This is a genomic window from Streptomyces sp. NPDC054872, assembly GCF_053610705.1.
This window is the reverse complement of the sequence record NZ_JBSGYY010000006.1, coordinates 201,824-228,710: the sequence shown is the minus strand read 5'-3', so window position 1 is coordinate 228,710 and position 26,887 is coordinate 201,824. Positions and strand designations below refer to the sequence as shown.

The window sequence follows — 26,887 nt, the reverse complement described above, 5'->3', positions numbered from 1 at the left end:
TGAAGAGTGAACCAGTGACGACCGAACAGAACCGGTCCGCGCGATCGCGAGGAATCTGGGGATCGTAAGGCCCGCCAGCCACAACGGCGGGCAAGGTGGCCATGTAGACCGCAGGTTCATCGTGTGATCGGCGTGGCGCCGGTCACGGCGAGCGACAGTTGCCAGAGTCGGGCCGCCTCGTCGGGGTCGACGGCGTATGCGCGTACGCCGCCGTCGTCCATGGGGGTGCCGGGGGCGGAGAGACGGGCGACGTCGCAGTCCTCCAGATAGAGACCGCCCAGGCCGTCGAGGAGCGGGGACGTGGCGGCCCACAGGCCGGTGGCGGCCCCCTGGGAGGGAGTCTTGAAACCATCGCCGATGACATCGCCGTGCTCGTCCACCCAGCCACGGTCGATCTGTGCCTGCAGGGTCATCTCCCGCTGCAGCCCGGTGATGATCTTGCCTGGGTGGAGGGCAAAGGCCCGGACGCCGTCGTTCTTCCCGAGGGCGTCGAGGTGTACGGCGAACAGAGCGTTGGCGGTCTTGGCCTGGCCGTAGGCCAGCCACTTGTCGTAGCCGGTACGGAAGTGCGGGTCGTGCCAGCGGATGCCGGTCAAGGTGTGTCCGGCCGAGCTGTTGGCGACGACGCGCGCGCCGTCCGCGGCGGCCAGCAGCGGGTAAAGCTCGCAGGTCAGGGTGAAGTGCCCGAAGTGGTTGGCGGTCAACTGGCCTTCCCAGCCGGGCCCGACGCGCCGCTCCGGGGTGGCCATGACTCCGGCAACGGCCATCAGGAGGTCGAGCCGATCGAGACGCCTGCTGATGTGCGTACAGGCCGAGCGGACGCTGTCGAGGTCGGTCAGATCCATGGGGATGACCTCGCAGTTCTTCACCTCCTGCAGGGCGGCACGGGCAGCGTCGGGACGGCGGGCGGGAACGAGGACCCGGGCTCCGGCGGCCGTCAGTGACCGGGTGGTCTCCAGCCCGAGACCGGAGTAGCCCCCGGTCACCACGGCCGTCTTCCCGGAGAGATCGAGGCTGGCCACGATGTCCTCGGCGGTGGTGGCGGCGGAAAAGGGTGAGCCGAGGGGCTGCTGTTCAGTGATGGTCATGCTGCGGACGTTACGATCTAGAGCGAGGTCTAGATCAAGTCCAGGGGGAGCGGCATGACGACCACCGAGACCGGCGGGCAGTCGCTGAGCATCGGCGAGGTGGCCGAGCGGACCGGACTGAGCGTGCACGCCCTGCGCTTCTACGAGCGCGAGGGCCTGCTCGTCGGACCGGTCCAGCGCACGTCGGGCGGCCGACGGCGCTACACCGCCTTCGACGTCGAATGGCTGCTGATCTGCGTCAAGCTCCGCGAATCCGGCATGCCGCTCGCCGACCTCAAGCACTTCGCCGAACTGGTACGCCAAGGGCCGGGCAACGAGGAGTTGCGTCTGCGGCTGCTCGACGCCCATCGACAGCGCGTCGACGCACAGATCCAGGCGCTGGAAGAGTGCCGATCTGTGATTGCCTGGAAGGTCGGCGTATATGCCGAGCACCTTGCCCGCGGTGAAGCCGACGGACTCTGGGACCCGACAACCTGAGGCAAGCGTGGGCAACCGCGTCGTGTGCGCTGTGCTGGCAGCTGGGCTGGCGATGGAACGACAGGCCGTGGCTCGCCGACCACAAGAGTGTGCAAACTGAAAGTGTCATCAACGCCCGGGCCCGCAACAGCCAAGGCTTGTCCCGCAATGGTCGGTTGGGCGTCAGATGGCCTGGGTGGCTGGGCGTCCTCGGTCCATCCGGCGAGGGCGAGATTGTGGAGGCGGGCGATACCGAGCATCGCGTGGTGAACGCCGTCGCCCTTGAGGCGGCAGTCGCGAAGGATCTTCCACCCTTTCATTCGGGCGAAAGGGTGCTCAACGCGCGCGCGGACCTTGCGGTGTGAACGGTTGCGTTACTCCTTCCAGCGCCTCCCGTGTGCCCGGCTCATGGGAGGGCTTCGAGACGCTCTTTGTGGTCCTCGCCCCACTGGCCGAGTGGGGTGAGAGCGGTAAGGAGCGAGTGACCGAACTCGGTCAGTGAGTACTCCACCTTCGGTGGCACCTGGTGATGGACCTCGCGGTGCACCAGGCCACTGGCCTCCAGCTCCCGCAGATGCAGGATCAGCATCCGCTCACTGATGCCGGCCACCGCTCGGCGTAACTCGCCGAATCGCAGCGGCCCCTCGCCGAGCCAGAACAGGATCAATCCCTTCCATTTTCCTCCCATGACGTCGATGGCAGCGTCCAGGCCGCAGGTATAACTCCGCTTCCTCACCAGCATTTCCCCTAACAAAACTGTGGGTACCAGACAGAATTGTAGGTACTTGTAGGAATGTTGGTGCCGCCGCAGCATGGATCAGGCGTCACACCGAGAGGGCAGCAACTCCGTGGGATGCCGGCTATTCGACCCGTACCGCGCTGTGCATGCATCGGCATCAGGCAGGAGCAAACGTATGACTGGGCACCACCGCACTCCCGTGACCGTCGTCGGGCTGGGCTCGATGGGCAGCGCATTGGCTGAGGCATTCATTGACGCCGGGCACCGGACCACCGTCTGGAACAGGACAGCGTCGAAGGCTGTGCCGCTCGTGTCCAAGGGCGCTGTTCACGCGCAGACGATGGACGAGGCAGTCGCGGCGAGTCCGCTGATCATCGTCTGTCTGACCACATACGAGAGCACCATCGAGGCCCTGGAACCGGTCACTGCCACGCTCAAGGGGCGTGCCCTTGTGAGCCTGAACAGCGGTTCGCCGGCCGGTGCCCGTCAGATGGCCGAATGGGCGCTCGGGCACGGCGTGCGTTACCTCGGCGGGGCGATCAAGAACGTGCCGTCTGCTGTCGGAGCTGAGGACACCCTCCTGTATTACGGCGGCGACAACACCGTCTTCGACGAGTTCGCCTCGACGCTGCGGGTGTTGGGAGGTGACACCGTCTTCCTCGGCACCGACGCCGATCTCGCCGCCCTGTACGAGATGGCAGTGGGCGGCACCCTGCTGCCTGCGCTCGTCGGCTTCTTCCAGGGCGCGGCAGCGCTGCAGGCGCGTGGCCTTGAGGTGGCCTCAATGGTGAGGTTCAGCGTCAAGTGGTTCGAGATGATCAACTCGGTGCTGCCGGTCTTCGCAGAGGAGATTGACCGCGGCGACTACAGCAAGCCCGCGTCGTCGGTAGGTCTGTTCCTGGCTGGAGCCGCGCATGACGAGGAACTCGGCAAGGAAGCCAACCTCGACATGGAGTGGCACAAGCCCTTCCATGACTTGCTGAAGCGAGCCGTCGAGGCCGGCTACGGCGACCACAGCATCTCCGCCCTGACAGAGATACTCAAGACCCCGGCGCCGACCGCGTAACTCGGGACCGCACACAACTTGGTTCCGGGCGCCCCGATGGGGGGGCCATACGCACCCCAGCAACCGTCATCATCTCAGTTACGGGACAACCCCATACACAGCGGAATGCACCCTGGGTGAAGCGCAGTCAGGTCCTTCATCGCCAGTGCGGCCTCGGCGGCCGCAGCCGCGCGCCCGCTGTTGCTCGGCGCGCGCGGTGCGTTCCTGCGCCCGACGCTACGTACCCGTGTCAGGGAAGACATGTTCTACATGCCTCTGTCCCCGCCCGACGACAGGCGGACAGGGAGCGAAGGGCGGGTCGCCATCATCGAACTGTGTGCCGACGCCATCGCCTGCCTCGGCGCATTTCTCCGGGACGAGGAACTGCCCGTACGGAGTGCCAGGGTTGAGGCCACCCGCAATCTCTGGCCTGAGTGGAAGCACGAGGACGACAGCTACTTCTACATGTGGGAAGCCGACGATGATGACTCGTTCGATTGAGCGTGCGCGGGCATCCCGGGCGCAGAGGCGGTCCGAGGGGTGAGCCGGGCGACGGTGAGCCGGGCGACCAGGACTGCCAGTACGACGGTGCCCGCGGCGGGCAGTGTGGACCATCCGGGCAGTGGGCGCACTGAGGCCCCCGGGGAGGAGGGCGCAGTAAGGCGTCACCTTGCGCGCGGTCAACCTCGTAGGTCTCGCGCCGCTGTTCAGGTCGCGATTGTCGCTGCGGGGGCGGTTTGCTGCCTTTCGCTTCGACGGCCCCTGAACCGATGTCGGCCATTGATCTATGAGCGACGCCAGTTGAGCAGTACTACGTCGACCGCGGTGTGCAGAGTCGCCGCCGCCACCCCGTCGCGCAGCTGCGTGGAGAGGCCGAGGAGAAAGCTGTGGATCATGGCGGTCACGCCGTCGATGTCGGCATCGGCGTCGAGTTCGCCCGCGGCGATGCCCCGTTCCACGCATGCCCGGATGCGTACCCGGTCCGCTTCACGGCGGGCCGCGACGGCCGCGCGTACGCCCGCGTGCTCCTCTCCCGGCGCCCGCATCGTGCCGGAGAGGGCGATGAGACAGCCGACGGGGTGGGACGAGTCGGCCTGCATGTCGATCGAGCCGTGCAGCAGGGCGGCCACCGCCTCTCGCGGGCTGATTGACTCGTCCTCGATGACGCCGGTGGCGTCGCCGGGGCCCTTCATGTAGTGCTCGACGGCCTGCTTGAACAGCCCTTCCTTCGAGCCGAAGGCGCCGTACAGGCTCGCGGAGGACAGCCCGGTGGCGGCTCGCAGTTGTGCCAGCGAGGTCGCTTCGTAACCCTGCTCCCAGAACAGCAGCATCGCGGCTTCCAGTACGCCCTCCATGTCGAAGGCGCGGGGCCGGCCGGCCGGTGGCATATGGACCTCCTGCATCAGCGTCATGGACGAGCGTCTCGGCACGGGGAGCGCTTCCCCGTGTCCCACCTCCCATATTGGACCAACCGCTCCACAAAACGCCAAGCGTCGAAGCGCCCGAACGTTGGGGGTGCGCAGTGACCCTGATCACTTACAGATCATTCAATCCATAATTGCTTGACTGGCACGCCGGGCCGGGGCAAGTATTCCGGCATGAACGATCCAGAATTCGAGAAGGGCAGCATCGCGGCCCGTGCCCCGCTGAGCCGCGCGATGGTGCTGTTGCTGGCGGTGACATGCGGCGCGGCGGTCGCGAACATCTACTACGCGCAACCGCTGCTGCCCGTCGTCTCCGAGGCACTGGGGGTCTCCGAGGGGGCCGGAGGCCTGATCGTCACCGCCTCGCAGATCGGCTACGCGCTTTCACTCGCACTGCTGGTGCCGTTGGGCGACGTGCTGGAGCGACGTCGGCTGGTGAGCGGGCTGCTCGCCCTGAGCGCTGTCGCTCTCCTCGGTGCGGCGGCCGCGCCCTCGCTGGGTGCGCTGTACGCCGCGGTCGCGCTGGTCGGGGTGACCTCCGCCGTGGCACAGATCGTGGTGCCGATGGCAGCCTCGCTGGCCGCCGACCACGAACGTGGCGCGGTGGTGGGAACGGTCATGAGCGGCCTGCTCATCGGCATCATGCTCGCGCGGACGATTGCCGGGGCGCTGGCCGAATTCGGCGACTGGCGGCTGGTGTTCGTCTTCGCCGCATGCGTCATGGTGGTGCTCGCGATCACTCTGCGCCTGGTGCTGCCTCTCGTGCCGCCGACGGTGAAGACGCCTTACCCCCGGCTGCTGAGCTCGGTGGTGACGCTGGTGCGCACCGAGTCGCTGCTGCGCAGGCGTATGGCCCTGGCCGCGGTCAGCATGGGCGCCTTCACCGTTTTGTGGACCGCCTCGTCATTCCTGCTGGCCGGCCCCGCCTATGGGTACGGTCCGGCGGTCATCGGCCTGTTCGGTCTGGTCGGGGTCGTCGGGGCCGCCGCCGCGTCGGTGGCGGGCCGCCTCGCGGACCGGGGGCACGCCCGCCGGGTGACCACCGGCGGGCTGATCGTGCTGACGGGCAGTTGGGGCGTGCTCGTCTTCGCCGGTCACGGCGGTCCACTCGGCCTTGGCGCGCTGATGATCGGCATCGTGGCGCTCAACCTGGGACAGCAGGCACTGCTGATCAGCCACCAGAGCGTCCTGTACCGCCGCATCCCGCACGCCCGCAGCCGGGTCACCACCGCCCTCATGGTCTCCGCCTTCGCCGGCAGCACCGTCTCCTCCGCGCTGACGGCCGCGCTGTATCCGCTCGTGGGCTGGGCAGGGGTCTCCGCGCTCGGAGCCGGGATCGCGCTGATCGGCCTGGCGATCTGGTCCCTGGAACTGCTCCGCCCGAGCCCCGCGGAACCGCTCGCCGACCCGTCGGCGGACGAGAACCTCCACGCCGACGTTCAGGTGGCCCGCACTTCTCCCGCAGGCCCGGCCCGCACCCTCGTACACGCACAAGCACAGGAGACCGCTGATGCCTGAGATCCGCCGAGTGGCGATTCTGGACGACTATCAGCACGCGGCGCACCGGTACGCCGACTGGGATTCCCTGCCCGAGGACACTCATCTCACCTATTTCTCCGAGCACTTGGGCAGCACGGAGGAGGTGATCGCCGCACTGGAGACGTTCGACGTGGTCATAGCCATGCGCGAGCGCACCCCATTCCCTGCCGAGGTGCTCGGCAGGCTGCCGAACCTGCGCCTGCTGGTGACCACGGGGCCGGCCAACGCGGCCATCGACACGGCCGCGGCCGCACAGCTGGGAATCGTGGTGTCCGGCACCCGCGCCGCGGGACTGACCTCCACAGCCGAACTGACTTGGGGACTCCTGCACGCCCTGACCCGCTCATTCCCCGCCGAGGACCGCAACCTGCGCGAAGGCGCCTGGCAGACAACTGTGGGGCGCGACCTCCACGGTGCCCGCCTGGGCGTGATCGGTCTCGGCGGCGTGGGGAGTCAGGTGGCCCAGGTAGGAGTCGCCTTCGGCATGGACGTCGTCGCTTGGAGCAGCCATCTCGACCCCGGGCATGCCGAAGCATTGGGCGTCATTCCTGTCAGCAAACGGGAACTGCTGACCACTTCGGACGTGGTGACGCTCCACGTCCGGCTCTCCCCACGTACCACCGGCCTCATCGGTACCGACGAACTCGCCCTGATGCGACCGGACGCGCTGCTGATCAACACCTCCCGTGCACCCGTCGTCGATGAGCGGGCGCTGCTGGCCGCGCTGTACGCCGGAACCTTGGGCGGGGCCGCCCTGGACGTGCACTACACCGAGCCGCTGCCCATCGATTCGCCGTGGCGCGGCGCTCCGCGCACCGTCCTCACCCCACACCTGGGCTACGTCACCGCCGGCGCCTACGAAACCTTCTACCGCGACGCGCTCGCCGACATCCTCGCCTACGCCGCCGACAAGCCGGTCCGCGTACTCACCCCATGAGCGGACCACGCCCCGCCACTCCCACACACGAACGAGGAATAGGACTCACCATGACCACCAGCGAGCAGACCACCACCGCCCGCCCGCAGCAAGAACCCGCCGACGACTCAGGAAGTCGCCTGCCGCACCTGTGGACGCGGACCCTGGGTGACCTCACCCTCACCTACGTCCCCGACGCCGGCGTCCACATGATCCCCACCCGGGTCTACCCCGCCTCCGCCGACAAGGACTGGACAGCCCACGGACCCCATATGACGAACGCGGGCCACCTGGCCATGGGATGCGGCGCGCTGCTCGTCGAGCGCGGAGGGAAGCGCCTGCTCCTCGACGCCGGCCACGGCCGTATCACGGGCGAGGACCCGGAACACTTCCAGCACGGCTTCGAGCACGTACAGACCCTCCCCGATCACCTGGAACGTCTGGGCGTCGACCCGGCCACGCTGGAGACAGTCGCCTTCACCCACCTGCACGACGACCACACGGGATGGGCCCGGCCGGATGCCGTCGACGACCCGCGCGGCCTGTTCCCCCACGCGCGCTGGGTCGTCGGACAGGGCGAACTGCAGGGCCTGGACCCCGCCTTCGGTCCACGGCTCGCCGGACAGGAGACACGGACCACAGCCGTCGCCGACGGAACGGAGATCGCTGAGGGAGTACGGGCCTGGGCGCTGCCCGGACACACCACCGGGCACACGGCCTACATCCTCGAGACCGGCGACGGCCGCCGGGTCGTGGCCTTCGGCGACGCCATGCACTCACCCGTCCAGGTCCAGCACCCCGACTGGGAGGTCGTCCTCGATCACGACCGCACCCAGGCCGAGCAATCACGCCGCCGACTCGTGGAATTCCTGGCCCAGGACGGCGTCTTCGGCTTCGGCGTGCACTTCGCCGACCAGCAACTCGGCACCGTCGACGACACCGGCCGCTGGCGCCCGTGGGACGACGAGACGGATAGGTGCCCGTCCAGGGACCGGCGGTCCGCCAGCCGCGACACCACCACCGCGTAGACGGCGTTCACCGTCATGTTCGCCGCCGCAGGGATCCAGGACGAGTCGGCGTCGGCAGCGGTCGCGTCAATCTCCAGGCCCCGGTGACGGCGAGCAGCACGCAGCCAGCCCAGCAGGTTGTCGGTGACGTATCCGCGTGAGTTCGGGGCGACCAACTCGGTTGTCTCGACAGCCTGGATGTTAACCCTGGGCACCTTTGTGTTACTGACCTGCTGAGCTGGGTCCTGGGCCCTGCAGGCTTCGTAAGCGCCCGCTCCGGCTTCGGGCTGTTGATCCGTGAGGCGGCTCGTCGCTCCGAGCCGCCGAGGGCCTGACTGGACTGGCTCGCGTATGCCGCCTGATCTGCTAGATCGATAACCGACTGTGGGGGAGTCGGCAGTAGGTGGCCCGTGGTTCCGGCTTGCGGCGCACAGCCGTTTATTGGGATTGTCTGCGCATGTTCGAGTTGCTCCCCGACGTGGGTTTGCGGCTGCCCAGCTGTGCTGGAACCCTGCGCTTCGGCATGGACGAGCGCGCCGCCCAGTGGGCTGTCGCCACTGTCGCGGACGTTCGCGAGGGGTGGGTCTGTGGCGCCCGTTGGGCTTTCAGCGCGCACTATCAGGGCCTGACGCTCGAGGTGTACGGCGACACCACGGACCGTCTCGGTCGGCATCAGGACGCCTCTGGTCTGGCCGCCATTCGTCTCACCCGCGACCCCTTCACGCTCACTGGATCCTGCGCCTGCCCCGTTGTCCTTTGCGGCGTCGACCTGTTCGGCTACCCGGCCGCCGAGGTTTCCGATGCCCTCGGTGGCAACCTGCCCCCCACGCTCAAGCTCAGTGGCGAGGGGCTCTACCTCACCGCCGTGTCGATCCACGCGGCGTCCGTACCTGTCGAGAGCTGATCACGGCGGTGAGCCGGACCGGCGAGACCGAGCACACCGCCGACATCCTCGCCCTCTGAACACGACACCTGTCGTGTCAGTCGCCTTGCCTGCGGGCGCGCAGAGCGGCCCACTGACGCAGTCGCTCGGCGATCTGGGCTTCGTAGCCGCTGCGGGTGGGCTGGTAGTACGTCTCGCGGTCCATGCGCTCGGGGAAGTAGTCGGCGCCGGAGAAGCCGTCGGCGGTGTCCGGGTCGTACTGGTAGTCCTTGCCGTAGCCGAGGTCCTTCATCAGCCGGGTCGGGGCGTTGAGGATGTGGGCGGGCGGCATGAGCGAGCCGGTGCGGCGGGCGGCGCGGTGTGCCGCGTTGAAGCCGCGGTAGACGGCGATTGATTTGGGGGCAGTGGAGAGGTAGACCACGGCCTGGGCGATGGCCAACTCGCCCTCGGGGGAACCGAGTCGCTCGTAGACGTCCCAGGCAGCAAGGGCCTGCTGGACGGCATGCGGGTCGGCGACGCCGATGTCCTCGTTCGCGAAGCGGACCAGGCGACGGGCCACGAACAGCGGATCTTCGCCGCCGTCGAGCATGCGGGCCAGCCAGTACAGGGCCGCGTCCGGGTCGGAGCCGCGCATCGCCTTGTGGAGCGCGGAGATCAGGTTGTAGTGCCCCTCCTGCGCCTTGTCGTAGAGCGGGGCGCGCTGCTGGATGTGGTGGGCGAGCGCCGCGGTGTCCAGGGGTGTTCCTGTCTTGGGCAGGACAAGGAGCTGTTCGGCCATGTTGAGCAGGTAGCGGCCGTCGCCGTCGGCCATGGCGATCAGAGCGCCGCGCGCGTCATCGTCGAGTGGCAACCGGTGGCCGATGAGGTGTTCGGCGCGGTCCAGCAATGCGGACAGCGCGACTTCGTCGAGGCGCTTGAGGACGAAGACCTGGGTACGGGAGAGCAGGGCACCGTTGAGTTCGAAGCTCGGGTTCTCCGTGGTGGCGCCGATCAGAGTGATCGTGCCGTCCTCGACGTAGGGCAGGAAGCTGTCCTGCTGGGCGCGGTTGAAGCGGTGGATCTCGTCGACGAACAGCAGGGTGCCTTGGCCGATGCTGCGTCGGCTGCGGGCGGCGGCGAAGACCTTGCGCAGTTCGGCGACGCCGGAGAAGGTCGCCGAGACCGGTTCGAAAGCCAGGTTGCTGCCGTCCGCGAGGAGTCGGGCGATGGTGGTCTTTCCGACCCCGGGCGGGCCCCACAGAACGGCGGAGCCGAGGCGCTGCTGGGCGACCATGCGGCCCAGCGGGGCATCCGGGGCCAGGAGGTGATCTTGCCCGACGACGTCTTCCAGCCGTGTGGGGCGCAGGCGATCGGCGAGAGGCCGGGCGGGCTCTTGGTCGAAGAGCGGCAGGGTCGGTTCGTTCGGTTCCATCGGTCTCTCGGGTTGTGGGTGGGCACGCCAGGACAGTTCGAGTTGTGAGTGGGCACGCCGGAGCGGTTCGAGCTTGACACGGGACACTGACATGTGAGGGTTCAGCCGCTCGCGGGGAAGCTCGTGGCGCTCATCGCGCTGCGGGGCGGTCCCGTCGTGGCATCTTTTCGACGATCAAGTCGTAGGAGTGCTCGACCGCGTCCGTGATCAGCTGCTTGGTGATGCCGGAGCCCGGACCGACCGAGATCCAATGCCGTTTGTCGAGGTAGCGGCCCGGTGCGATGGTGGGGTAGCCCCGCTCCAGCGCGTGGGCGTGTTCGGGTTCGCACTTGATCGTGATGATCTGCTCGTCCGGGTCGTCGGTGACGATCAGGAACACCTTGCCCGCCACCTTGTAGACGTCGAGTGCGGGAGTGAAAGGCCGTCCATGGCTGACACCGGCAAGAGCGAGCGCCGCCTGGCGGGCAGTGTCCTGAAGTCGATCGCCGGCCGCGCTCACCGGACCGCCTCCGCCCGCATGCTGGTGCCGTAGACGTGCGGGTCGACTGGCTGGTCGGCCGTAGGCAGACGGGCGACGACGAGCCGGTATGAGTCAGTGACGAGTTCCCTGACGAGCGTCTTGTCGATGTCTTCCCCGCCCTCCACTGTGATCCAGTGCTTCTTGTTCATGTGGTAGCCGGGGGTGATGTGGCTGTTCTGCTGTTGCAGAGCATGTGCCTCGCCGGGGTCCGCCTTGAGGATCACGACGGGACGCCCGGGAATCTCGGTCATCAGCATGAACACCTTGCCGCGCACCTTGAAGACCTCCCACTCATCACCAAAGGGGTGCTCCAGGCCGGCTCCAGGAAGTTCCTCCGCGCAGTCAGCGGCGAGCGTATGCAGGGCCAAACCGTTCATCAGGGTGCCTTCCTCGGGTGTGGTGACGGGACTGCCGCTTCGCAGGGCGTGCCGCGCGTTCGCGGCGGCACCTTCTATCGTTCCCCCGAAGCTGGCAAAACGGACGGTAGGCTGCGGACACGTGATGGTCAGCAAGCGACACAGCAAGTGCCTCAGCAAGCGACACCCCGGGCAGAGTGGGCAGCCCGGACCGGCCGAAGTTCCGCTGTTCCGTTTCCAGCCGCCGGTCGGCACTCCGTACGGGCTCGAGGTGAGCACCGTCGAGGACTTCTTCGCCCACCATGACGACTGGCCGTGGAGCCCGCCCCGACCGGGCCGCGCCACGTTCCACTACCTGATCGCGGTCAGTGAGGGTGAGCTGCTCCACGACGTCGACCACGTAACCCGGACCGTCTGCCCCGGCCAGTGGCTGTGGGTGCGTCCCGGGCACACGCAGTGCTGGCATCCGCCCGGCAGCGCCCGCGGCCCGTTCATCCTGTTCGAGCCGGGCGTGCTGACCCCTGACATCGCCCGCCTGCTGGCCCCGCTCACCGCGCACGAAGCCCCGGCCGTACTGTCCCCGCACCCCGATGACGGCACCTGGCTCCAGCAGACGGCGCGCCAACTCCTGGACGAACACCGTGCGTTGGGGCGCCGCCGACTCGAGGTCCACCACGCCCTGCGGCGCAGCCTGCTCGAATCGCTTTTGCTGCGCCTGGCCAATTCCCCGGACATCGCCCCCGCTGGTGCGATGGCCGACACGGGTCGGGGTGACACCTATGGACGGTTCGTCGACGCCTTGGAGCTGCACTTCCGAGACCTGCACCAGGTCGCGGATTACGCCGAGTTGCTCGGTTGCTCGGTCCGTACCCTCAGCCGCGCGGCCCGGGGTGCCACCGGCAGGGGAGCGCGTGAACTGATCGACGAGCGGCGGCTGCTCGAAGCCCGGCGCCTGCTGGCAGGCACCGGGTGGGATGCGCGGTCTGTGGCCGCCCATCTCGGCTTCACCGATCCCGCCAACTTCGGCCGCTTCTTTCGTGGACACACCGGTCTCACGCCGGCCGCGTTCGCGGCCGGAGAAGGTAGCCGTATGCAGATCTTGGCCGGTGAGCGTGACGCCGACAGGGCGGACGGGCTGGGACTTTGATCCTCCTGCTCAGGAGGCGACCTTCTCCGTCAAGGTCTGGGAGAAGGCCCAATTGGAGTGCACGATGCGCCACCGGGCGCCGACGAGAAGGTACCCGTGCGTGGCGTTCCAGGCGCGCAGCAGCTTCTCGTTGCCGTCCTCGTCGAGCGCGTAGGTCTTTCAGTTGTAGCCCATGACGGCGAAGTCATCCGCTGTCACCGACGTGCACCTGCGGGTCGAGATACTCGCTGCGCACGATGTTCGGGTTGGAGTAGGTGGACGACAGCCACGCGACGGTCTTCTCCGTGCCGACGACGACGTACTCGAGGATCGGGTCGCGAAGTAGCTCACCTCGTCCGCGAACCCGTCCAGGTAGCCATGGGGATCACCGACGCTGACGAACCGTGAGGGCCAGGGCCGCGAGCACGCGCGCCGAGGGCTCGGCCGCCGCGCCCGGCCGGTCTCGGACTCTGACACGGCATTGACTTCTACCGATTGACCTCTACCGCCGGATTCAACGAACTACCGGTGAGCGCTCGGCTGGTGTATTCCAGCCGAGCACTTGGCGTGGGCGACCGCAACGGGGCGCAGCGCGTAGCGGGATCAAATCTCTCCGGGCGGGCCTGGAGCCGTCTCAAGGCCGCAAGGCCGCACTCCTGCTGTCCTCCTATCGTCGCTTCGTTGTGCGGCGCCAGCCGAACGGGCCCGGCAGGTCCATCGACGTGGTGCGCCGACCGGTGCTGCTGTGGGTGCGGCGGGGGCCGTGGTGGCCGCCTGTGGTGAGGGACCACGAGCGCTTGTTGATGTTCAGTCGTACGCCGGGAAGTATCCGGAAGCTCTTACGGAAGGTGAGCGGCATGGAGTCCTCCTAATGTCCGTCTCCGAGTACCCGGACAGGGCCGTCTCTCACGTACGTGGTGGTCCCGGTGCCCCATGCGCTCAGCTGATCACTCGGGGTAACCCCCCGCTCGCAGGGGCCAGTTGGGAGGAGGTGGCTGCTGGGGGAGAGACCGGCGAAGCGCACCCGCATGACGAAACCCAGACACACCACCCCTCCTCGCGGCCGCCGCGCCGTCCTGTGCGGCGGGTCGAAGCGGGCGGAACGCTAGCCGTCGGCCAGGAACGAAGTGGCGCGTTCGTCGAGTTCGTCGAGTTCGGCGCCCGGACCGAGCGGATGCCGCGGGCGGGAAGCGGCGCAGAGCGCCTCGTATGTCCGTGACGGCCCTGCGGGTGCGCATGGGGTGCACGTCGGTCGTGTGGTCCATGGACCTGTTCCAGGTGGCGCAGGCGTGCTCGCCGGTTCGCGCTCGCCGAACTCGCCGCCGACACCCTGGACATCATCTCCGTGCCGAATCCGGCCGAACTGCGGTCGACCCGGACGTGGAACGCATACGTGGCCGCGCCCCGCGCCTCTTCGATGCCTGGGGCACCCGGAAGACCGCCCCTTTCCGCTGTGACACCTCGAGGACTCGGGTCGCTAGGAGGGCTCGGACCGGGCGGAGCGCACGAGCCGTTCGGCGAAGGCTTCGACGAGGTCGCGGAGCTCGTCCGGACGCTCGATGACGAAAGGCCGGTCCAGCGAGGCCAGTACGGCAGGCAGCCAGTCGAGCCGGTCCACGCGCATCTCCACGCGGGACCACGGCTCATCCGGCGGGCCCGTGCTGTCCGGGGCCTCCCGGGCCGGCATTTCCTCCACGAGCGCGACGCTCGGCGGAAGCCGGGTGTGAATGTGCTCGGTCGTGCCGTGGACGCGCAAGGTCACCGCATGCTGGTAGGGAGCCGTGGCGAGCCCTGTCAGGACGCGCTCGGCGGGGTCGAGTCCAGCGGGCGGCTCGAACGAACCCGGCAGGGTCCGTACGTCGGTGACGCGGTCCAGGCGAAACGTGCGGTCCTGGCCGCCGGTCGAAAGGTCCGCCCCCGTCACGTACCACTTGCCGGAGTGGACGACGAGCCCATAAGGGTGCAGCGTGCGTTCGCTGAGTCGGCCGCTCGTGTCGGTGTACCTGATCGAGACCGCCCGGTGGTGGTTCACCGCGTCGGCGACCGGCAGCAGGACCTCCGAGTCCGGGGCGACCGTCTCGCCGGGCTGAGCGGTAAAGGCAAGGGAGGCGAGCACGGCGTCGAGTCCGAGCCGCAGCCGCTCGGGCAGTACTCGGCGGATCTTGGCCGTCGCCGTCTCACCCGCCGTACCGGTGGCGGCCGTCAGGCCGGTGCGCCGGCCCGCGACCAGGCCGAGCAGCACGGCCAGCGCCTCGTCGTCGCCGAGCATCAGCGGAGGCATGCGGTGGCCAGGGGAGAGCCGGTAGCCGCCGTAACGGCCACGGACCGCTTCGACGGGTACGTCGAGGTCGACGAGGTGGCTGACATAGTGCCGCACCGTGCGTTCGTCGACGTCGAGCCGGTCGGCGAGTTCGGACGCGGTCCTGATGCCGCCCGACTGCAGGAGCTCAAGGAGGGTGAGTACGCGGGCGATGGGACGAGGCATGGGCGGAAGTCTCCCGGCAATACCGGGCGGGTTTCGCCCGGTATCGGTCATAGTCTCAGGTCAGAAGCACGGATCGACCAGGAGAAAACCGATGAACTTCGTCTCTGTCCGCATCATCACGAGCGACGTCGCCCGCCTCGTCGACTTCTACGAGCGCGCCACCGGCGTGGCCGCCGACTGGGCCAACGAGGACTTCGCCGAACTCAGGGTCGCCTCGGCCACCCTCGCCATTGGCAGCACCCGTACGGTTCCGCTGTTCGCGCCCGGCTCCGCCCGCCCGGCCGACAACCACAGCGTCATCCTCGAATTTCTCGTGGACGACGTGGACGGTGTGCACAAGAACCTGACCGGCTTCGTGGAGGACTTCGTGAACGAGCCCACCACACTGCCCTGGGGCAACCGCTCGCTCCTGTTCCGCGATCCCGACGGCAACCTGGTCAACTTCTTCACCCCGGTCACACCAGCGGCCATCGAGAAGTTCGGCACATCTCTTCTCTCATGACAACTTTCTGCGCCCCCACCTCACAGGTCGGCCTCACGGGCCTCACAGGCGGAGGCGAAGAAAGATGAGGCCCAGAACGTGAAGGGCGGGTGCCCGCCTGTGACCTGCACGAGGGGTGTTGCTGGTGGCGCCGCAGTGCGGCGCCAGTCACGCAGCGGCAGGTGGCGTCGCTGTTGGGGATCTCAAGGTCTGCGGCTCACCACACCCCAGTAGTCACTCGCACCGCTGCCGGCCATCTCGCGGCATCCGCCGCGGCTCCCCGTCAGCAGGTCAAGCGACGTTCGGCGCTCTCGTAGGTGGCGAGGTTGGAGTCGACGCCCACGACCGTCTTGTAGGTGTAGGTGCCAGAACCCGTGCACTTCCACCACGCCATCTTGGTGCCGCTGTCGAGCGTGGCCCAGTCCATCTCCTCCCAGCCGTACCAGCGGTGACGCTGCAGGGATATCGTGGCGTCCGTGCAGCCGCCGCGGGTCTTGCCGGCCTTGCCGATGATCTCGCTGATGCCCTTGTAGGGGGCCGAGATGCTGTAGCAGTTTCGGTCCCAATCCGAGGCGGCGGCCGGAGTGGCCGGCATCAACAAGGTGGCCGCGCAGGCCAGTGCGAGGGCGACGGATGACTTTCCGGCGAACCCGAGAGCGCTCATGACAAACGTTCCTGTCTGCGAAAACATGCGGGATGCAACCTACAAGAGCACTCTGTCATCGGGGCCGAGACAAGATCAAGCCAGTGCCTCCACACCGTCAAACTCTCGCGGTTGGAGGCGACTTGGCGGCAACCGTACTCGCCAGTGGGGCACTTTCGACCTGCGGTTGAGGTGGCGTGGTGCGGGTGAAATCGGCTTGGACGAGTCCCCCGTTATGGGCTGGTCGACCAGTGAAGTCATCTCTGGCCGACCAGGGGCGATGAGGAGACGAACGAGCGGCTGGACGACGGCGGCGAACATCGCGTCGACCCGGGCTCTCTGAGCTCTCGGGGATCACGCACGGCCGCTCTCAGACTGTTGCGGCCACCCTGACCACGGCCTCACCCGGCGGAGGGTTCTTCGGCGTGGGGCCGCCCGGATACGCGCAGAGTCGGCGGGGGGTCGCGACAGCGTGCCCTTCACGATCGGCGCGACGTCCTTGCGAGACAGCTTGCATCGTTGGAGGGCCGGCGCGGGTCCGAGGCGGTGGATGGTGCGGCCAGATGCGGACGTCAACGCCCATAGCCGCGGGACCGGTTGGCGCTTTGGTCCATGTGCCGCCGCAGCATGACATTGCTGCGCTTTACCCCGATGGGCGACCGGTCTCAGGTATCCGCGCCTGTGCCCACGAGGCGCCGTGCCAGTTCGTCGATCAGTTTGTCGACGGAGTGCGGCGCGAGCAGGTCCGGCACGGTCAGGTCGTCCACGATCAGACCGACCATGGCGAGATACATCAGGATGACGCCGGTCCGGTCGCCCGGTAGCTCGCCGTCCAGGTGGAAGCTGATGTTGGCCTCGAGCTGGGCGGTGAAGAACCGGGTGAGTTCGGCGTGCAGTTCGGGGCGGCGGGTGGCCTCCAGGCGCAGCTCCATCAGGGCGAGCCAGCTGCTGCGGTCCGCGCGCATGCGGCCGAGGAGCTGCTTGAGAAGGGTGGCGACCAGTTCGACGGAGGGCTTCTCGCTCATGGTGTCAGCGAGTTGGGCTTCCTCGGGCGTCAGGCGCTCCTGGATGCGTGTCATGACCTGGGCCAGCAACTCGGCCCGGTTGGCGAAGTAGTTGGTGGCGGTGCCCTTGGGGACCTCGGCCTGGGTATCCACGGCGCGCAGAGTGAGGCCGCGCGAGCCCTCGCGGGCCAGGACCTCGACCGCACCATCGAGCAGGGCGGTGCGTCGTGCGGGGTTCTGACGCATGACATGTCCTTCCGTAAGCCTGTTGACACCACTGCACATGCAGTACTACGTTCTAACCACTGCACTCAGAGTACCTCACTTGACGTGCCAAACGATGCCTCAAGAGGAGCGAGATGCGAAACCAACCGAAGTCCCGGGCGAGCGTCCGATTCCCGATGCCCGCCAAGCCCCGCTCACTGCCCCGCCCCCGCCCGCTGCCCAAGCCGGGCACCCGCCGCTGAAAGGCCAGATGACAGACCCCATCGCGCACTTCACCAAAAATCACCGCGCCGAAGCAGGCTGCGGCCCCGGATCCGACCACGAGGAGCCCCCCATGCGAAAGCTCATCTACTTCATCGCTGTCAGCCTCGACGGATACATCTCGGGCCCCGACGGCTCAGATCCCACCTCGGGGCCGGACGCCTTCTGGCCGATCGGGCAGGACTACGTCGAACACCTCGTCGCCCATTACCCCGAGACGCTGCCGGGCCCAGCGCGGGACGCGTTCGGGATCACCGGGAATGGTGCGCACTTCGACACCGTCATCGAGGGTCGCAGGACGTATCAGAACGGTGTGGACGCCGGAATCACCAACGCCTGGCCACACTTGAGGCACCTCGTCTTCTCCCGTTCCCTCACCGAGTCCCCCGACCCGGGCGTCGAGCTCGTCGCCGGCGACCCCGTGGCCACGGTGCGCGAGCTCAAGCAAGAGGACGGCCTGGACATCTGGCTGTGCGGGGGCGGAGAGCTGGCCGGGGTGCTCTTCTCGGAGATCGACCAACTGGTCGTCAAACTGGCGCCGATGGCGATCGGCTCGGGGACACCGCTGTTCGGGCAGAAGAGGCCGTTCGACCCGACGTTCTTCACCCTGGCCGACAGCAAGATCATGGAAAGCGGGACCATCTTCCTCACATACGCGAAGAAATGAGTACGCGTGCGAACCCGAAGAGCTCGTAACACGGTCCTGGCGAGGAGCTTCGGGCTGGCTCGGAATGCCTGCTCTCACTGGCGGCCTCGAGCTTGTACTGAGCGAGGCGCTGTTCGAACGCTCCGGCGGCTTCCCTACCAGCCCGGGCCGTCCGTACGTGGGGATTAGGCCGCAGGCCAGGGATACGAAGGCGTCGTGGTGTTCGGTGCGTCGTTCCCAGTGGACGGCGAGTCTTATGGAGTGGTGGCCGGGCCTCGATGCCCTCCGACCGATAGCCGGGCGGGGAAAGGCTCCACCGGCTCGGTCGGGGCGAGGCCGGGAGAAGACGGCCGGGGGAGACGCTAGGGGTCGGCGAACTCCTCCAGCTGTCGCAGCGACGTACGGACGTCCCGCTGTTCGGGAAAGCCGTCGCGAAACTCCGGTCCTTCGCAGCCGACGATGCGCGAATCGGAAGCGGCTCTCCTCAGGGCTGCTGGATACTCACCTCCGCCTGCTCTTCCACAGTCGTGGTGCCGAGCGCCGCCGCGCCCGCGCCGACGAGGGCTGCGACGGCCGTCGCCGCGCCGGCGACCGCAAGCCGCAAGCGCGGTCGGCGTCGCCGCACGGTCGGTTCTGCGGCAGGTGTAGCGGGCGTGAGGGGGGTGACAGGTGCGAGAGGTGGGGCAGATGGCTGTGCGCCCATCGCGAGCTCCCGGCGAGCGGCCACCCACCGTCGGGTGGCGTCGGCGTCGAGACCGCACGCGACGACAAAGGCGACGAGAACCGTCTCACGGGGCAGACGGTCCCGGCGCAGCATGGTCGCTGCCGTCGAATACGGCAGCACCTCACCCGCCGCGGCAGCCGCGCGCTCCAGCTCCCGGTAGCTGAGGCCCGACCAGGCCTTGAGGCGGCGCAACTCCGCCATGAATGCGGGCGTTTCGACGGTGCGGGGCGGCACGGGCGGTGGCGTCATGCGGGTCCCTCCGGTTCCGGTGCGCGTCACTGACCTGCGTACAGGCAGACTCGCACAAGCTCGAACAGCACATCTGTTGAACGAGCTCACGAGCGGGGATCAGTTTTGGTCTCACATCTGTCGTCGTTGTCTTGGAGGCATACGTGGGCCGCCTCGGTTCCCTCGTGCTGTTACTCGTGCTCGCACTCGTCGGGTGCTCAGACGCTCACACCGTGGCCGGACCAAGGTCCGGCGGAGGGAAGGCAGGAAAGGCCCAGGCCGGCCAGAACCCGGCGGATCCGGACATCGACCGCTACCTCGACCGCGTACTGCCCCAAGGGGCGGGCATTACCGTGGCCGCCGCCCGAGGGGGCGAGCTCAAGCACTGTGCGGGCCGCGGATACGCCGACCGCGCGGCGAAGACCCCCGCGACCTGCGACACCGTGATCGACGTCATGTCGATAACGAAGCAGTTCACCGCCGCCGCGATCCTGAAGCTGGAGATGAGCGGCAAGCTCCGGGTAAGCGATCGGATCGGTACGCACCTGGACTCCGTACCCGAGAACAAACAGGCCATCACGCTGCACCAGCTCCTCACACACACGGCGGGGCTGCCCGAAACGCTCGGCGACGACTACGACCCGCTGTCGCGATCGCAGTTGCTGGCAAAGGCGCTGAAGACTCCGCTGCGGTCGGCTCCCGGCAAGGAGTTCCGTTATTCGAATGTCGGCTACAGCCTGCTCGCCGCGATCGTCGAGAAGGCCTCGGGCCTGAGCTACGAACGCTACTTGGCCCAAAGCCTGTTCCGGCCCGCCGGGATGACCCGCACCGGCTATGTGCTGCCCACGTGGAAGCGCGAGCAGGTCGCCGTCGAGTATGACAGGCACGGGCGCGCGCAAGGACGGCCGATGGACCATCCATGGGCGCCCGACGGCCCGTCCTGGAATCTGCGCGGCAACGGCGGGATGCTCTCCACGGCCCGGGACATGTTCCGCTGGCACCGCGCCCTCACCGACGACAGCGTCCTGTCCGCGACCGCGAAAAGGAAGCTGTTCGCCCCGCAGGTACGCGTACCGCAGCTGGACGGCGCCTATGGGTATGGCTGGGTCGTCGTCGACTCCGATGACGGCCGGGTCGCCTGGCACGACGGGGGCAACGACTGGTCGCTGGCGACGGTCGCGGAGTTCCGGCGGGAGGGGACCTGGGTGTTCTGGGTGAGCAATCAGGCCTACCAGAAGGGGAAGTGGAACCTTGAGGACGATCAGATGAAGCTCACGTATGGCATCGCCGAACGGCTGCGACGCGGCGCCTGACGACACGGGCCGTCGGTGCGGGCCGGGTAGCACCGGCCCGCACCGCGGCTGCGGGGCCGCCAAGTGGTAGTAGAACCGGTCCGACGGAAGGACTGCACGCTCGGCAACCACGTGTCCGACGTGGTCACGAAGTACGGCGAACACGCGGACCTGGCCCCCGAGGCCCTCACCGAGTACATCAAGGCCCGCGAGGGAGGCGGCGACTACTCCCACCACGGCCGCGCCGACAACCCCGACCCGGCTTTCGTCCCCGACGGCATCGTGGACCGCTTCCGCTTCTGCCTCATCGGTACGGCGCACCAACACAGCGCATAGCGCATGGAGTTGAAGCAGTTGGGAGTCGATCAGTTCGCGCTGTACGCGGTGCACGATGCCCGCGAAAGCGTCATCGACGGGTACGGCGACACGGTTATCCCCGCCCCTCGTACAACTCCGACAAGATCATGCACTCTCGTCTGGACACTCCCGCGGGCTACACGCTGGTGGCGTGGGACTATCCCGATGGCAGGCCCGGCCACCCGCCCTATCGGCCCGGCAACAATGTCGCGATCTTCCTCGACGGCGACGGCCGGGGGCTTCGCGACTGCTTCGGGAAGCTGTCCGCTGGTGGCACCGTCACGCTGCCTCTGGAGAAGCAGGTATGGGGTGACGAAGCGGGCTCGCTGGTTGACCAGTTTGGGATCAGCTGGATGTTCAACATCCCCGCCCAGAACCGCTGATCGGCGACCGAGTCTCTTGCCCGAGAGGGAACAAAGCCCGTTTCTGCTAGCAGCCCCTACCGGGTTGCGTGAGGGGGGCTCTAGCAGAAACGGACGTAAGGCCCTCTGAGTGGTGTCACGATCGGACAGGCCTCTCAGGGCTGCCACGACGTCGGCCCGCACGTCCTCTCCAGTCGGCGGTGCTTGGGTGGCGTGACCACAAGCATTTGAAGCCGTTCCCTCCGCCAGTGGGTCACCGCACCACACTGTGGGTGCTGCCACCTTTCGAATGGACGGGGCACGCTGATCATGGGCTCTCGTGCTCATGCGTAGAAGCGGGTGTACCGCGTCGCCACTCCACTCGCCAGTGTGGTCCCGTGCTGCCCGCCCGCGCGGACGGGAACAAGGGGTTACGTCGGACCAGAGTTCGAGACCGTTGCGCTTGATGGGCCGCGCTTTGCTCCCCGTGTGCCTCCTGCGCGTCGACGACTGCGTAGTTCATGCGGTCAAGCCGCGAGTGGCGGTGCAGGCTGCGCCGTTGAGGACGGGCGTCACGGCCGCTCTTGAGCACTTGCCCGAAAAGGACGACATTCTCGACGTCAGCATGTGATGCGCTGTATGTCTCCATTGCGCGTAGTGTTGACCATGTATCGACAGTGAAAACTGCCTCGCCTCATCGAGGAGGTCGGGCTGATGGCTGACACACCGTCCCCGCAGTGGGGACCACGCCCTGAGGGCGGCGCCCCAGTCCCCGCCGCCGCGGGCGGCAAGGGTAAGAAGCCACGCAAAGTCTTCCTGTGGATCTTCCTCGTGGTGCAGGCGCTGTTCGTGATCTGGATCATCGTTGGCGTGAACAGCGCCAGCGACGACCCTTCCTGTGAAGGCCTTGCCGGCGATGCGCTCAAGCTTTGTCAGGATGCGGGAGATGTGGGAACCGCGATCGGCGTTGGCCTCATCATCGGCCTCTGGGCGGCCGTGGACATCATCCTTGGCGTTACGTACGGCATCTACCGGCTCAGTCGTGGGCCGCGAGCGTGATGCAGCTCCCAGGAAGGCGCAGGCAGAGCGGCTGGCCGAGAGGCATCGTTGGTGGCGCGGGTGTGCACGAGTTCGCCCCCGTGAGCGAGAGGGGCACGCCCCGTCCTGCAACAGACCAGTTCACTGATAAACGAAAGTCTCGAGTCCCTGGAGGTGACGCTCAGCGGCGGCGGTTCATGAGCGGCACGATCCACCGCGCGCCCAGCACGCTCACGAAGAGGCCCAACGTACACACGTACACGACGACCTGAGTCACCATCAACGTGATCGGGCCGATGGTGACCAACACGCAGGCGATGACGAGCAGCAGCCCGCCCGTCCAGCGCCACAGACGCACGATCGATGGGCTCACAAGCTGGGGTGCCGGCGTCGCCGGGCGGCCGTCTCGATGTAGAAGCCCTGCGGCAGGACCAGCGCCGCGCCCTGCGCATCAACCGTCACGGACGAGAACGGGTACACCGCCCTGACGATCGCCCGCAGGTCGTGCAGCCGGGGCATCGGTACGCAGCCCGGTCACAAGCTGGGGCAGACCACCGCCGGTGGCTTTCACGGGCCCGCGGGACGGGATGGTCACGAACATCTGCAGCAGGATGGCTGCCTGGACCGGTGTCTCGACGGGGGAGGGTTTGCCCGCGTGCAGTTCGCAGGCGCGCGCTCCAGTCATCGATGCCGGTCTCCTGGCCCGTCTCCTGTTCGAATTTGCTGGCGGGATTCCTCGATCCAGCTGGCGTCGACTCGACGCGCAGGAGCATCAGCGATTGCCTGCCTCGAAGACCTCCTCGAACCTATCGAGCAGATCGGTCATGTCGCTGACCAGCCCGGGCACGCATGCCTCGCGGCTGGGGTCGACGTACGCCTCGGCCCGGCCCGACATGATTTCGGCAGAACGCGACGACGTTCGGCCCGTGTCAGACCAGCGCATCAGAAGCCCCACGGATGTGGGTGCGGGGAAAGCTCCGGGTCTTCCGACCACACAAGCCGGGCCTCAAGCTGGTTCCCAAGCAGGTCGGCCAGCCGGTCGACCATCCATCCGTTCCAGCAGACGGCAGTGGGGAACTGCGTCGGCCGGAACGCCGGGAACTTCGCGGGCACCGCTTCTGCCCGGAACACCGACCTTTGGATACGGCCGAGCTGATCGGGCGGTGACGACCTCTCCGGGTCGATGCAGTCGACTGCCCGCTCCACGAGGTAGAGCATGTACGCGTCGAATCGGTCCGCCTGGGCCGCCGAGGGGTCTGGAGGTCTCTTGATGTGCACCGGCAGGAGACGGCCGGCCGAGGCGAGGTCGGCTTGAAGAGCGTCGAGGAGGCGGCGGCTGAGAACCGGCACGCTCGCGTCCCCGTTGGGAAAGTCGCTTTTGGGCCACCGCTCGTCGCCTGCCCAATCAGCGGTGAAGACAGTGGGGTGGGTGCCGGTGGATCCAGTGAGCTGCCAGCGCATGACGTCCACCACCGAGTTGTCGAGGTTCAGGAGCTGGAAGTCGCTCATGCTCGGCAGCAGGCGGTATACGGAGCGGGGTTGGGCTTGTCGGTCGATCGTCATACACCGTCACCTTCGATCAGAGAGGCAGCCGGAACCAGCATGCCGTCGGCGCTCTCCGCCCTGGTCCCGGGGGTTCGCTGGTCCGACAGGACCGCGTCCGGTTGGGGCCGCGAACGTCCTGTGGGCGGGGCGCCGCCCGCAGGAACCACCGTCACACCGGCCAGCACTGCAGCAGGAATCGCTCCATCCCATCGGGCACGCCTTGCTCCGCCAGGGCCGCGACCTCTTCCTGTCCCACCACATGAGCGCGCAGCCGCCATCGCCGGTTCGCGATGCCGAGGTCGATCCCGTTCTCGTCCGGCCCGCCAGCCGTATGGAACTGCAGGTGCCCCGTCGCGGATTCCAGCTCAGCCTCCCCCGTCGCCTCCCAGGAGACGGTGCGATCCGGCTCTGGCGGCGCGTCCCAGACCTCGACAGTGAACACGGCCGTGTGCGTATGACCTCCCGATTTGATGTCCACCCGCCCGTGCTGCGCTGACACCAACCCCTCCGCCCCATCGGGCCAGTCGTCGATCACGTCCTCGTCGGCCTCCTGCAACCAGAGCAAGAACCGCTCGACCCGGACCGGGAACTGCTCATGTTGTACCAACGCCATACCGGTACTCCGCTCGTTCAACTCACTACCGCACCATGCTTCCCGGCTCATGATCAAGGACGAGAGATTCCGGCGCGAGACCGATCAGATCCAGGACGCTCAGCCTCGGCCGCCGAACACCGAGCCGGGCGTGCTGGAGCGAGCTGCCTGGCGCCCCCTGGAGGCATGGTCCGTGTATAGCCAGACCTGTACCGAGCCGTGGTGTGACGACGGTGCGCTCTTCGACTCCGGCTGGCATTGGCATCACCGCAGGTCAGAGTGACGGCGCCCTCGGCGTATTTGAGCACCGCCGCCCATAGCCAATCTGCCTTTGGCCGAACCGCGCTCTACAAAGGAACGGGTGTGGCACTGCTAGGCATTGGCCGATGGCGGGGGTTCCCGGCGACGCTCCAGCCAGGTGCGACTTAGGCCGTCCCAGATCGCCTGGTACCGACCGAAGATCTCGTCCAGCTGATCGAACGTGAGCTCATTAGCGGCCGTCGATGCCACGAGGTACTCGACGTCATCGGCAAGCCGCTGGAACTGGTACTGCGCTTCCTCCATCAGAACCCACCGGGAACGCCAATTGAAGAACGGCTCGACGGCTCCTAGCAATGTCACCAACGCCATGCACGCCAAGGCCAGACCAGCCCACGCGTTGAGATTTTGTAGGCCCAGGATGACGGTGGATGAAGCGGACAGTACAAGCGTCGCCACTTTGATGACCGAGGCGCTTCGACCGAACCGCTTTTTCTTGCTGCGGGCGTAGCCGCTGCCCTGACGAATCTTGTCCAGCAGGAGGGCGGCCGCTTCCCTTGGGCTGAGACCAACACCAAGTCCGTCGTCCGGCTGCACTCCGCCCCCAAAGCTCTTTCGCCACCTTGCAAGTTCGCCCCGGCAGACCGCTGCCCTGGCGTAGCGCACCTAGCGTAGCCGCTTAACTGCCCCTTCTACGGGAGTGATCGCGTGGTCTAGGTGGCTCTGACCTAGTACTTTTGTGTTGGAGGGGCTGAATTTGATCCCCGGCCTCTTCGTCCTGAACGCAACCAGGTGTCTTGTGGCCGCGGTAGGGGGCCGCTGACTTGCCAGCCCGACACGGCGTCCGCTGTCGGCGACGGCGAGGCCGACTACTTCCCGCAGCAGGCTTTCGACGTGTTCCGGTACGTGGACCGCCCACTTGGTGAGCCTGCCGCTGACCTCCTTGAACGCCTTGGCGCGCGCCCACGGCTGGGTCTCAAGGGTCCAGGCGGCACCTTGCCGGTTCTTCATCACCGGGCGGCCGGTGCGCTAACCGCGCTGGGGGAGCTGTTGGCGCAACCATCTGGGCAGGCAGCACCGGGCGCTCACACCGGCATCACTATGGGGCGCGTCCGTGCGATCGCTGCGGCAGTTCCCCGCCGCATCGACAGCGAATCCGAGTAACGCCGAACGGGCTGCTGACCCAGCGTCCGCCTTAACCACGCCAGACGCCCCACCGCCTGATCATTTTCAGGCGGCTCGGCTGAGGTCCAGTCGCTCGGATGACGGCTCGTATCCAGCTGCCCGGTAGGCGGCGACGGCGGCAGCGTTCGAGGTCGGCGTGGTGACGAGTGCGCTTGATGCTCCCAGTTCACGTAGCGCTGCCGCAGCGGCGGCGCTGATCGCCGTCCCGTAGCCGCGACCGCGATGGTCGGCGTGCACGCCCATCGGCTCCAGCAGGCCGGGTTTGCCGGGCCCGGCCGACCAGACCGTCGCTGCGGCCACCGCGTTGTCCTGGTCGTCGTAGCCGATCAGGCAGCGGGCGTCGGCGTAGACCGGCCCGGCCGCAAGGACGTGCCAGATCTCCTCGGTGAACGCCGGGCTGCCGAACGCCGAGCGGTGCACCGCGGTCCGCACCCCCGCCGTCTCCGGGCCGGCTACCTCGATCCGCAGGCCGGAGTCCTTCACCGGCGCGGCGAGGTCGTGGCACAGCGGCGTCCACGGCTCGTCCAGACTCCAGCCCGCTTCCAGGAGGACCTCGCGGAGCAGGGCGCCGTTGGGGACTTCGAGGCCGACCTCCCCGGGCGGCAGGACCCCGCGCTCCGGATCAGCGAGGTCCGCCAGCAACTGGTCCGCCAGATCACCGTCCTGTCGCAGGTCCGGGGCGGTCGTCAGGCGCAGCACATCAGGGCCGTCCAGGTATCCGACGGCAATGATCCGTCCGTCCACGCTCCAGGTGCGGACGGCCGCGGCCAGCCTCTCCGCACCCAGCGCCCAGGCCCAGCCGAGGTCTCCCGGATGGAGTTGCAGGGGCGTGCGGTCGTCCTGCCATGCGCGGAGGGCATCCACGACCCAGGTCAACCCATCGACGTCGGGCTCATTCAGAACGATCGTCATGTCCCGCATCTCACATCATTGCGGCGACCGGCCGCACCTGCTTTTACTCAGCCAGCCAGATCGACAGGACACGCGCAAGATCCCTACCTGTGCCTGTCTGAACACATCTGGAGCCCTGAGCGCCTGGGCTTGCCCCTCGCTGCACCCGCCAAAGGTCGCC

At 67.6% G+C, this 26,887-nt stretch carries 31 protein-coding genes and 2 pseudogenes; 14 read left to right on the top strand and 19 right to left on the bottom strand.

Translation table 11 applies throughout. The features are described from left to right. Window positions 1–116 precede the first annotated feature (116 nt). Window positions 117–1,088, bottom strand: coding sequence for an oxidoreductase (locus ACWGIH_RS10060; RefSeq protein ID WP_453446788.1), 972 nt, complete (start codon window positions 1,086–1,088; stop codon window positions 117–119). Between the two features lie 54 nt (window positions 1,089–1,142). Here ACWGIH_RS10060 and ACWGIH_RS10055 point away from each other — a divergent pair, with 54 nt between their 5' ends. Further along, window positions 1,143–1,565, top strand: coding sequence for a MerR family transcriptional regulator (locus ACWGIH_RS10055; RefSeq protein WP_453446790.1), 423 nt, complete (start codon window positions 1,143–1,145; stop codon window positions 1,563–1,565). 197 nt (window positions 1,566–1,762) lie between these two features. Here the strand turns inward: ACWGIH_RS10055 and ACWGIH_RS10050 are convergent. Further along, window positions 1,763–1,915, bottom strand: a pseudogene (locus tag ACWGIH_RS10050) (transposase); the annotation flags it as partial. 35 nt (window positions 1,916–1,950) lie between these two features. Then, entirely contained in the window at window positions 1,951–2,232 is a 282-nt protein-coding gene (locus tag ACWGIH_RS10045) for a winged helix-turn-helix transcriptional regulator (RefSeq protein ID WP_453446791.1), read from the bottom strand. Window positions 2,233–2,458: 226 nt separating this feature from the next. On the opposite strand from ACWGIH_RS10045, the gene ACWGIH_RS10040 reads away from it, so the two are divergent. Continuing rightward, on the top strand, window positions 2,459–3,349 hold the full coding sequence (locus ACWGIH_RS10040) for an NAD(P)-dependent oxidoreductase (protein WP_453446933.1): 891 nt from the start codon (window positions 2,459–2,461) through the stop codon (window positions 3,347–3,349). A 240-nt stretch (window positions 3,350–3,589) separates the two neighbouring features. Further along, the gene (locus ACWGIH_RS10035; protein WP_453446793.1) at window positions 3,590–3,829 is read left to right on the top strand and encodes a hypothetical protein; all 240 of its coding nucleotides are present in this window, start codon (window positions 3,590–3,592) and stop codon (window positions 3,827–3,829) included. 284 nt (window positions 3,830–4,113) lie between these two features. Here the strand turns inward: ACWGIH_RS10035 and ACWGIH_RS10030 are convergent, their stop codons facing one another. Then, window positions 4,114–4,740: a TetR/AcrR family transcriptional regulator gene (locus ACWGIH_RS10030; RefSeq protein WP_453446795.1), complete on the bottom strand. Its 627-nt coding sequence runs from the start codon at window positions 4,738–4,740 to the stop codon at window positions 4,114–4,116. Between the two features lie 186 nt (window positions 4,741–4,926). On the opposite strand from ACWGIH_RS10030, the gene ACWGIH_RS10025 reads away from it, so the two are divergent. The 4 genes from ACWGIH_RS10025 to ACWGIH_RS10010 all read left to right on the top strand — a co-directional run bounded on the left by ACWGIH_RS10025 (window position 4,927) and on the right by ACWGIH_RS10010 (window position 9,118). After that, a complete protein-coding gene (locus ACWGIH_RS10025; RefSeq protein WP_453446797.1) occupies window positions 4,927–6,270 on the top strand; it encodes an MFS transporter in 1,344 nt (447 codons plus the stop codon). Beyond that, entirely contained in the window at window positions 6,263–7,228 is a 966-nt protein-coding gene (locus tag ACWGIH_RS10020) for a D-2-hydroxyacid dehydrogenase family protein (RefSeq protein ID WP_453446799.1), read from the top strand. The genes ACWGIH_RS10025 and ACWGIH_RS10020 overlap by 8 nt, the downstream gene beginning before the upstream one ends. Before the next feature lie 50 nt (window positions 7,229–7,278). After that, window positions 7,279–8,235 carry an MBL fold metallo-hydrolase gene (locus ACWGIH_RS10015; RefSeq protein WP_453446801.1) on the top strand — a complete coding sequence of 319 codons (957 nt, stop codon included), beginning with the start codon at window positions 7,279–7,281 and terminating at the stop codon, window positions 8,233–8,235. A gap of 436 nt (window positions 8,236–8,671) precedes the next feature. Further along, complete coding sequence (locus tag ACWGIH_RS10010; RefSeq protein ID WP_453446803.1) at window positions 8,672–9,118, top strand: hypothetical protein; 447 nt, start codon at window positions 8,672–8,674, stop codon at window positions 9,116–9,118. Between the two features lie 76 nt (window positions 9,119–9,194). Here ACWGIH_RS10010 and ACWGIH_RS10005 read toward each other — a convergent pair whose 3' ends face one another. The 3 genes from ACWGIH_RS10005 to ACWGIH_RS09995 all read right to left on the bottom strand — a co-directional run bounded on the left by ACWGIH_RS10005 (window position 9,195) and on the right by ACWGIH_RS09995 (window position 11,405). After that, on the bottom strand, window positions 9,195–10,508 hold the full coding sequence (locus ACWGIH_RS10005; RefSeq protein ID WP_453446804.1) for a replication-associated recombination protein A: 1,314 nt from the start codon (window positions 10,506–10,508) through the stop codon (window positions 9,195–9,197). A gap of 130 nt (window positions 10,509–10,638) precedes the next feature. After that, on the bottom strand, window positions 10,639–11,007 hold the full coding sequence (locus ACWGIH_RS10000) for an MmcQ/YjbR family DNA-binding protein (protein WP_453446806.1): 369 nt from the start codon (window positions 11,005–11,007) through the stop codon (window positions 10,639–10,641). Next, entirely contained in the window at window positions 11,004–11,405 is a 402-nt protein-coding gene (locus tag ACWGIH_RS09995; RefSeq protein ID WP_453446935.1) for an MmcQ/YjbR family DNA-binding protein, read from the bottom strand. The genes ACWGIH_RS10000 and ACWGIH_RS09995 overlap by 4 nt, the downstream gene beginning before the upstream one ends. A gap of 124 nt (window positions 11,406–11,529) precedes the next feature. Here ACWGIH_RS09995 and ACWGIH_RS09990 point away from each other — a divergent pair, with 124 nt between their 5' ends. Next, a complete protein-coding gene (locus ACWGIH_RS09990; protein WP_453446808.1) occupies window positions 11,530–12,531 on the top strand; it encodes a helix-turn-helix domain-containing protein in 1,002 nt (333 codons plus the stop codon). A gap of 646 nt (window positions 12,532–13,177) precedes the next feature. On the opposite strand, the gene ACWGIH_RS09985 is transcribed toward ACWGIH_RS09990, so the two are convergent. Together ACWGIH_RS09985 and ACWGIH_RS09980 are read right to left on the bottom strand one after the other, a co-directional pair. Beyond that, entirely contained in the window at window positions 13,178–13,369 is a 192-nt protein-coding gene (locus ACWGIH_RS09985) for a DUF4236 domain-containing protein (RefSeq protein ID WP_365824663.1), read from the bottom strand. Between the two features lie 618 nt (window positions 13,370–13,987). Further along, complete coding sequence (locus ACWGIH_RS09980) at window positions 13,988–14,995, bottom strand: helix-turn-helix transcriptional regulator (protein ID WP_453446810.1); 1,008 nt, start codon at window positions 14,993–14,995, stop codon at window positions 13,988–13,990. Between the two features lie 91 nt (window positions 14,996–15,086). Between ACWGIH_RS09980 and ACWGIH_RS09975 the strand changes: the two genes are divergently transcribed. Next, window positions 15,087–15,497 carry a VOC family protein gene (locus ACWGIH_RS09975; RefSeq protein ID WP_453446811.1) on the top strand — a complete coding sequence of 137 codons (411 nt, stop codon included), beginning with the start codon at window positions 15,087–15,089 and terminating at the stop codon, window positions 15,495–15,497. Window positions 15,498–15,759: 262 nt separating this feature from the next. Here the strand turns inward: ACWGIH_RS09975 and ACWGIH_RS09970 are convergent, their stop codons facing one another. Then, window positions 15,760–16,140: a hypothetical protein gene (locus ACWGIH_RS09970; protein WP_453446812.1), complete on the bottom strand. Its 381-nt coding sequence runs from the start codon at window positions 16,138–16,140 to the stop codon at window positions 15,760–15,762. Window positions 16,141–16,784: 644 nt separating this feature from the next. Further along, window positions 16,785–17,369, bottom strand: coding sequence for a TetR/AcrR family transcriptional regulator (locus ACWGIH_RS09965; protein WP_453446814.1), 585 nt, complete (start codon window positions 17,367–17,369; stop codon window positions 16,785–16,787). Between the two features lie 313 nt (window positions 17,370–17,682). On the opposite strand from ACWGIH_RS09965, the gene ACWGIH_RS09960 reads away from it, so the two are divergent. After that, window positions 17,683–18,276 carry a dihydrofolate reductase family protein gene (locus ACWGIH_RS09960; protein ID WP_453446816.1) on the top strand — a complete coding sequence of 198 codons (594 nt, stop codon included), beginning with the start codon at window positions 17,683–17,685 and terminating at the stop codon, window positions 18,274–18,276. A 463-nt stretch (window positions 18,277–18,739) separates the two neighbouring features. Here the strand turns inward: ACWGIH_RS09960 and ACWGIH_RS09955 are convergent, their stop codons facing one another. After that, complete coding sequence (locus tag ACWGIH_RS09955) at window positions 18,740–19,228, bottom strand: hypothetical protein (RefSeq protein ID WP_453446817.1); 489 nt, start codon at window positions 19,226–19,228, stop codon at window positions 18,740–18,742. Window positions 19,229–19,440: 212 nt separating this feature from the next. Between ACWGIH_RS09955 and ACWGIH_RS09950 the strand changes: the two genes are divergently transcribed. The 4 genes and pseudogenes from ACWGIH_RS09950 to ACWGIH_RS09935 all read left to right on the top strand — a co-directional run bounded on the left by ACWGIH_RS09950 (window position 19,441) and on the right by ACWGIH_RS09935 (window position 22,256). Beyond that, a complete protein-coding gene (locus tag ACWGIH_RS09950; protein ID WP_453446819.1) occupies window positions 19,441–20,520 on the top strand; it encodes a serine hydrolase domain-containing protein in 1,080 nt (359 codons plus the stop codon). A gap of 99 nt (window positions 20,521–20,619) precedes the next feature. Further along, window positions 20,620–20,940: pseudogene (locus tag ACWGIH_RS09945) on the top strand (TIGR03842 family LLM class F420-dependent oxidoreductase); the annotation flags it as partial. Between the two features lie 23 nt (window positions 20,941–20,963). Beyond that, on the top strand, window positions 20,964–21,239 hold the full coding sequence (locus ACWGIH_RS09940; RefSeq protein WP_453446944.1) for a hypothetical protein: 276 nt from the start codon (window positions 20,964–20,966) through the stop codon (window positions 21,237–21,239). Between the two features lie 672 nt (window positions 21,240–21,911). Beyond that, entirely contained in the window at window positions 21,912–22,256 is a 345-nt protein-coding gene (locus ACWGIH_RS09935) for a hypothetical protein (RefSeq protein ID WP_453446821.1), read from the top strand. A 160-nt stretch (window positions 22,257–22,416) separates the two neighbouring features. Here ACWGIH_RS09935 and ACWGIH_RS09930 read toward each other — a convergent pair whose 3' ends face one another. The 7 genes from ACWGIH_RS09930 to ACWGIH_RS09900 all read right to left on the bottom strand — a co-directional run bounded on the left by ACWGIH_RS09930 (window position 22,417) and on the right by ACWGIH_RS09900 (window position 26,727). Further along, the gene (locus ACWGIH_RS09930; RefSeq protein WP_453446822.1) at window positions 22,417–22,593 is read right to left on the bottom strand and encodes a hypothetical protein; all 177 of its coding nucleotides are present in this window, start codon (window positions 22,591–22,593) and stop codon (window positions 22,417–22,419) included. Between the two features lie 11 nt (window positions 22,594–22,604). Further along, window positions 22,605–22,754, bottom strand: a complete 150-nt coding sequence (locus ACWGIH_RS09925) for a hypothetical protein (RefSeq protein ID WP_453446824.1) — start codon at window positions 22,752–22,754, stop codon at window positions 22,605–22,607. A gap of 253 nt (window positions 22,755–23,007) precedes the next feature. Continuing rightward, the gene (locus ACWGIH_RS09920; protein WP_453446826.1) at window positions 23,008–23,178 is read right to left on the bottom strand and encodes a hypothetical protein; all 171 of its coding nucleotides are present in this window, start codon (window positions 23,176–23,178) and stop codon (window positions 23,008–23,010) included. After that, a complete protein-coding gene (locus ACWGIH_RS09915) occupies window positions 23,178–23,798 on the bottom strand; it encodes a hypothetical protein (RefSeq protein WP_453446828.1) in 621 nt (206 codons plus the stop codon). Before ACWGIH_RS09915 ends, ACWGIH_RS09920 begins: the two co-directional genes overlap by 1 nt. Window positions 23,799–23,949: 151 nt before the next feature. Further along, window positions 23,950–24,393 (bottom strand): hypothetical protein, encoded by a 444-nt coding sequence (locus ACWGIH_RS09910; RefSeq protein WP_453446830.1) that lies wholly within the window; start codon window positions 24,391–24,393, stop codon window positions 23,950–23,952. Window positions 24,394–24,744: 351 nt separating this feature from the next. Then, a complete protein-coding gene (locus ACWGIH_RS09905) occupies window positions 24,745–25,227 on the bottom strand; it encodes a DUF4231 domain-containing protein (RefSeq protein WP_453446831.1) in 483 nt (160 codons plus the stop codon). A gap of 633 nt (window positions 25,228–25,860) precedes the next feature. Next, window positions 25,861–26,727 carry a GNAT family N-acetyltransferase gene (locus ACWGIH_RS09900; RefSeq protein ID WP_453446832.1) on the bottom strand — a complete coding sequence of 289 codons (867 nt, stop codon included), beginning with the start codon at window positions 26,725–26,727 and terminating at the stop codon, window positions 25,861–25,863. Window positions 26,728–26,887: the final 160 nt, after the last annotated feature.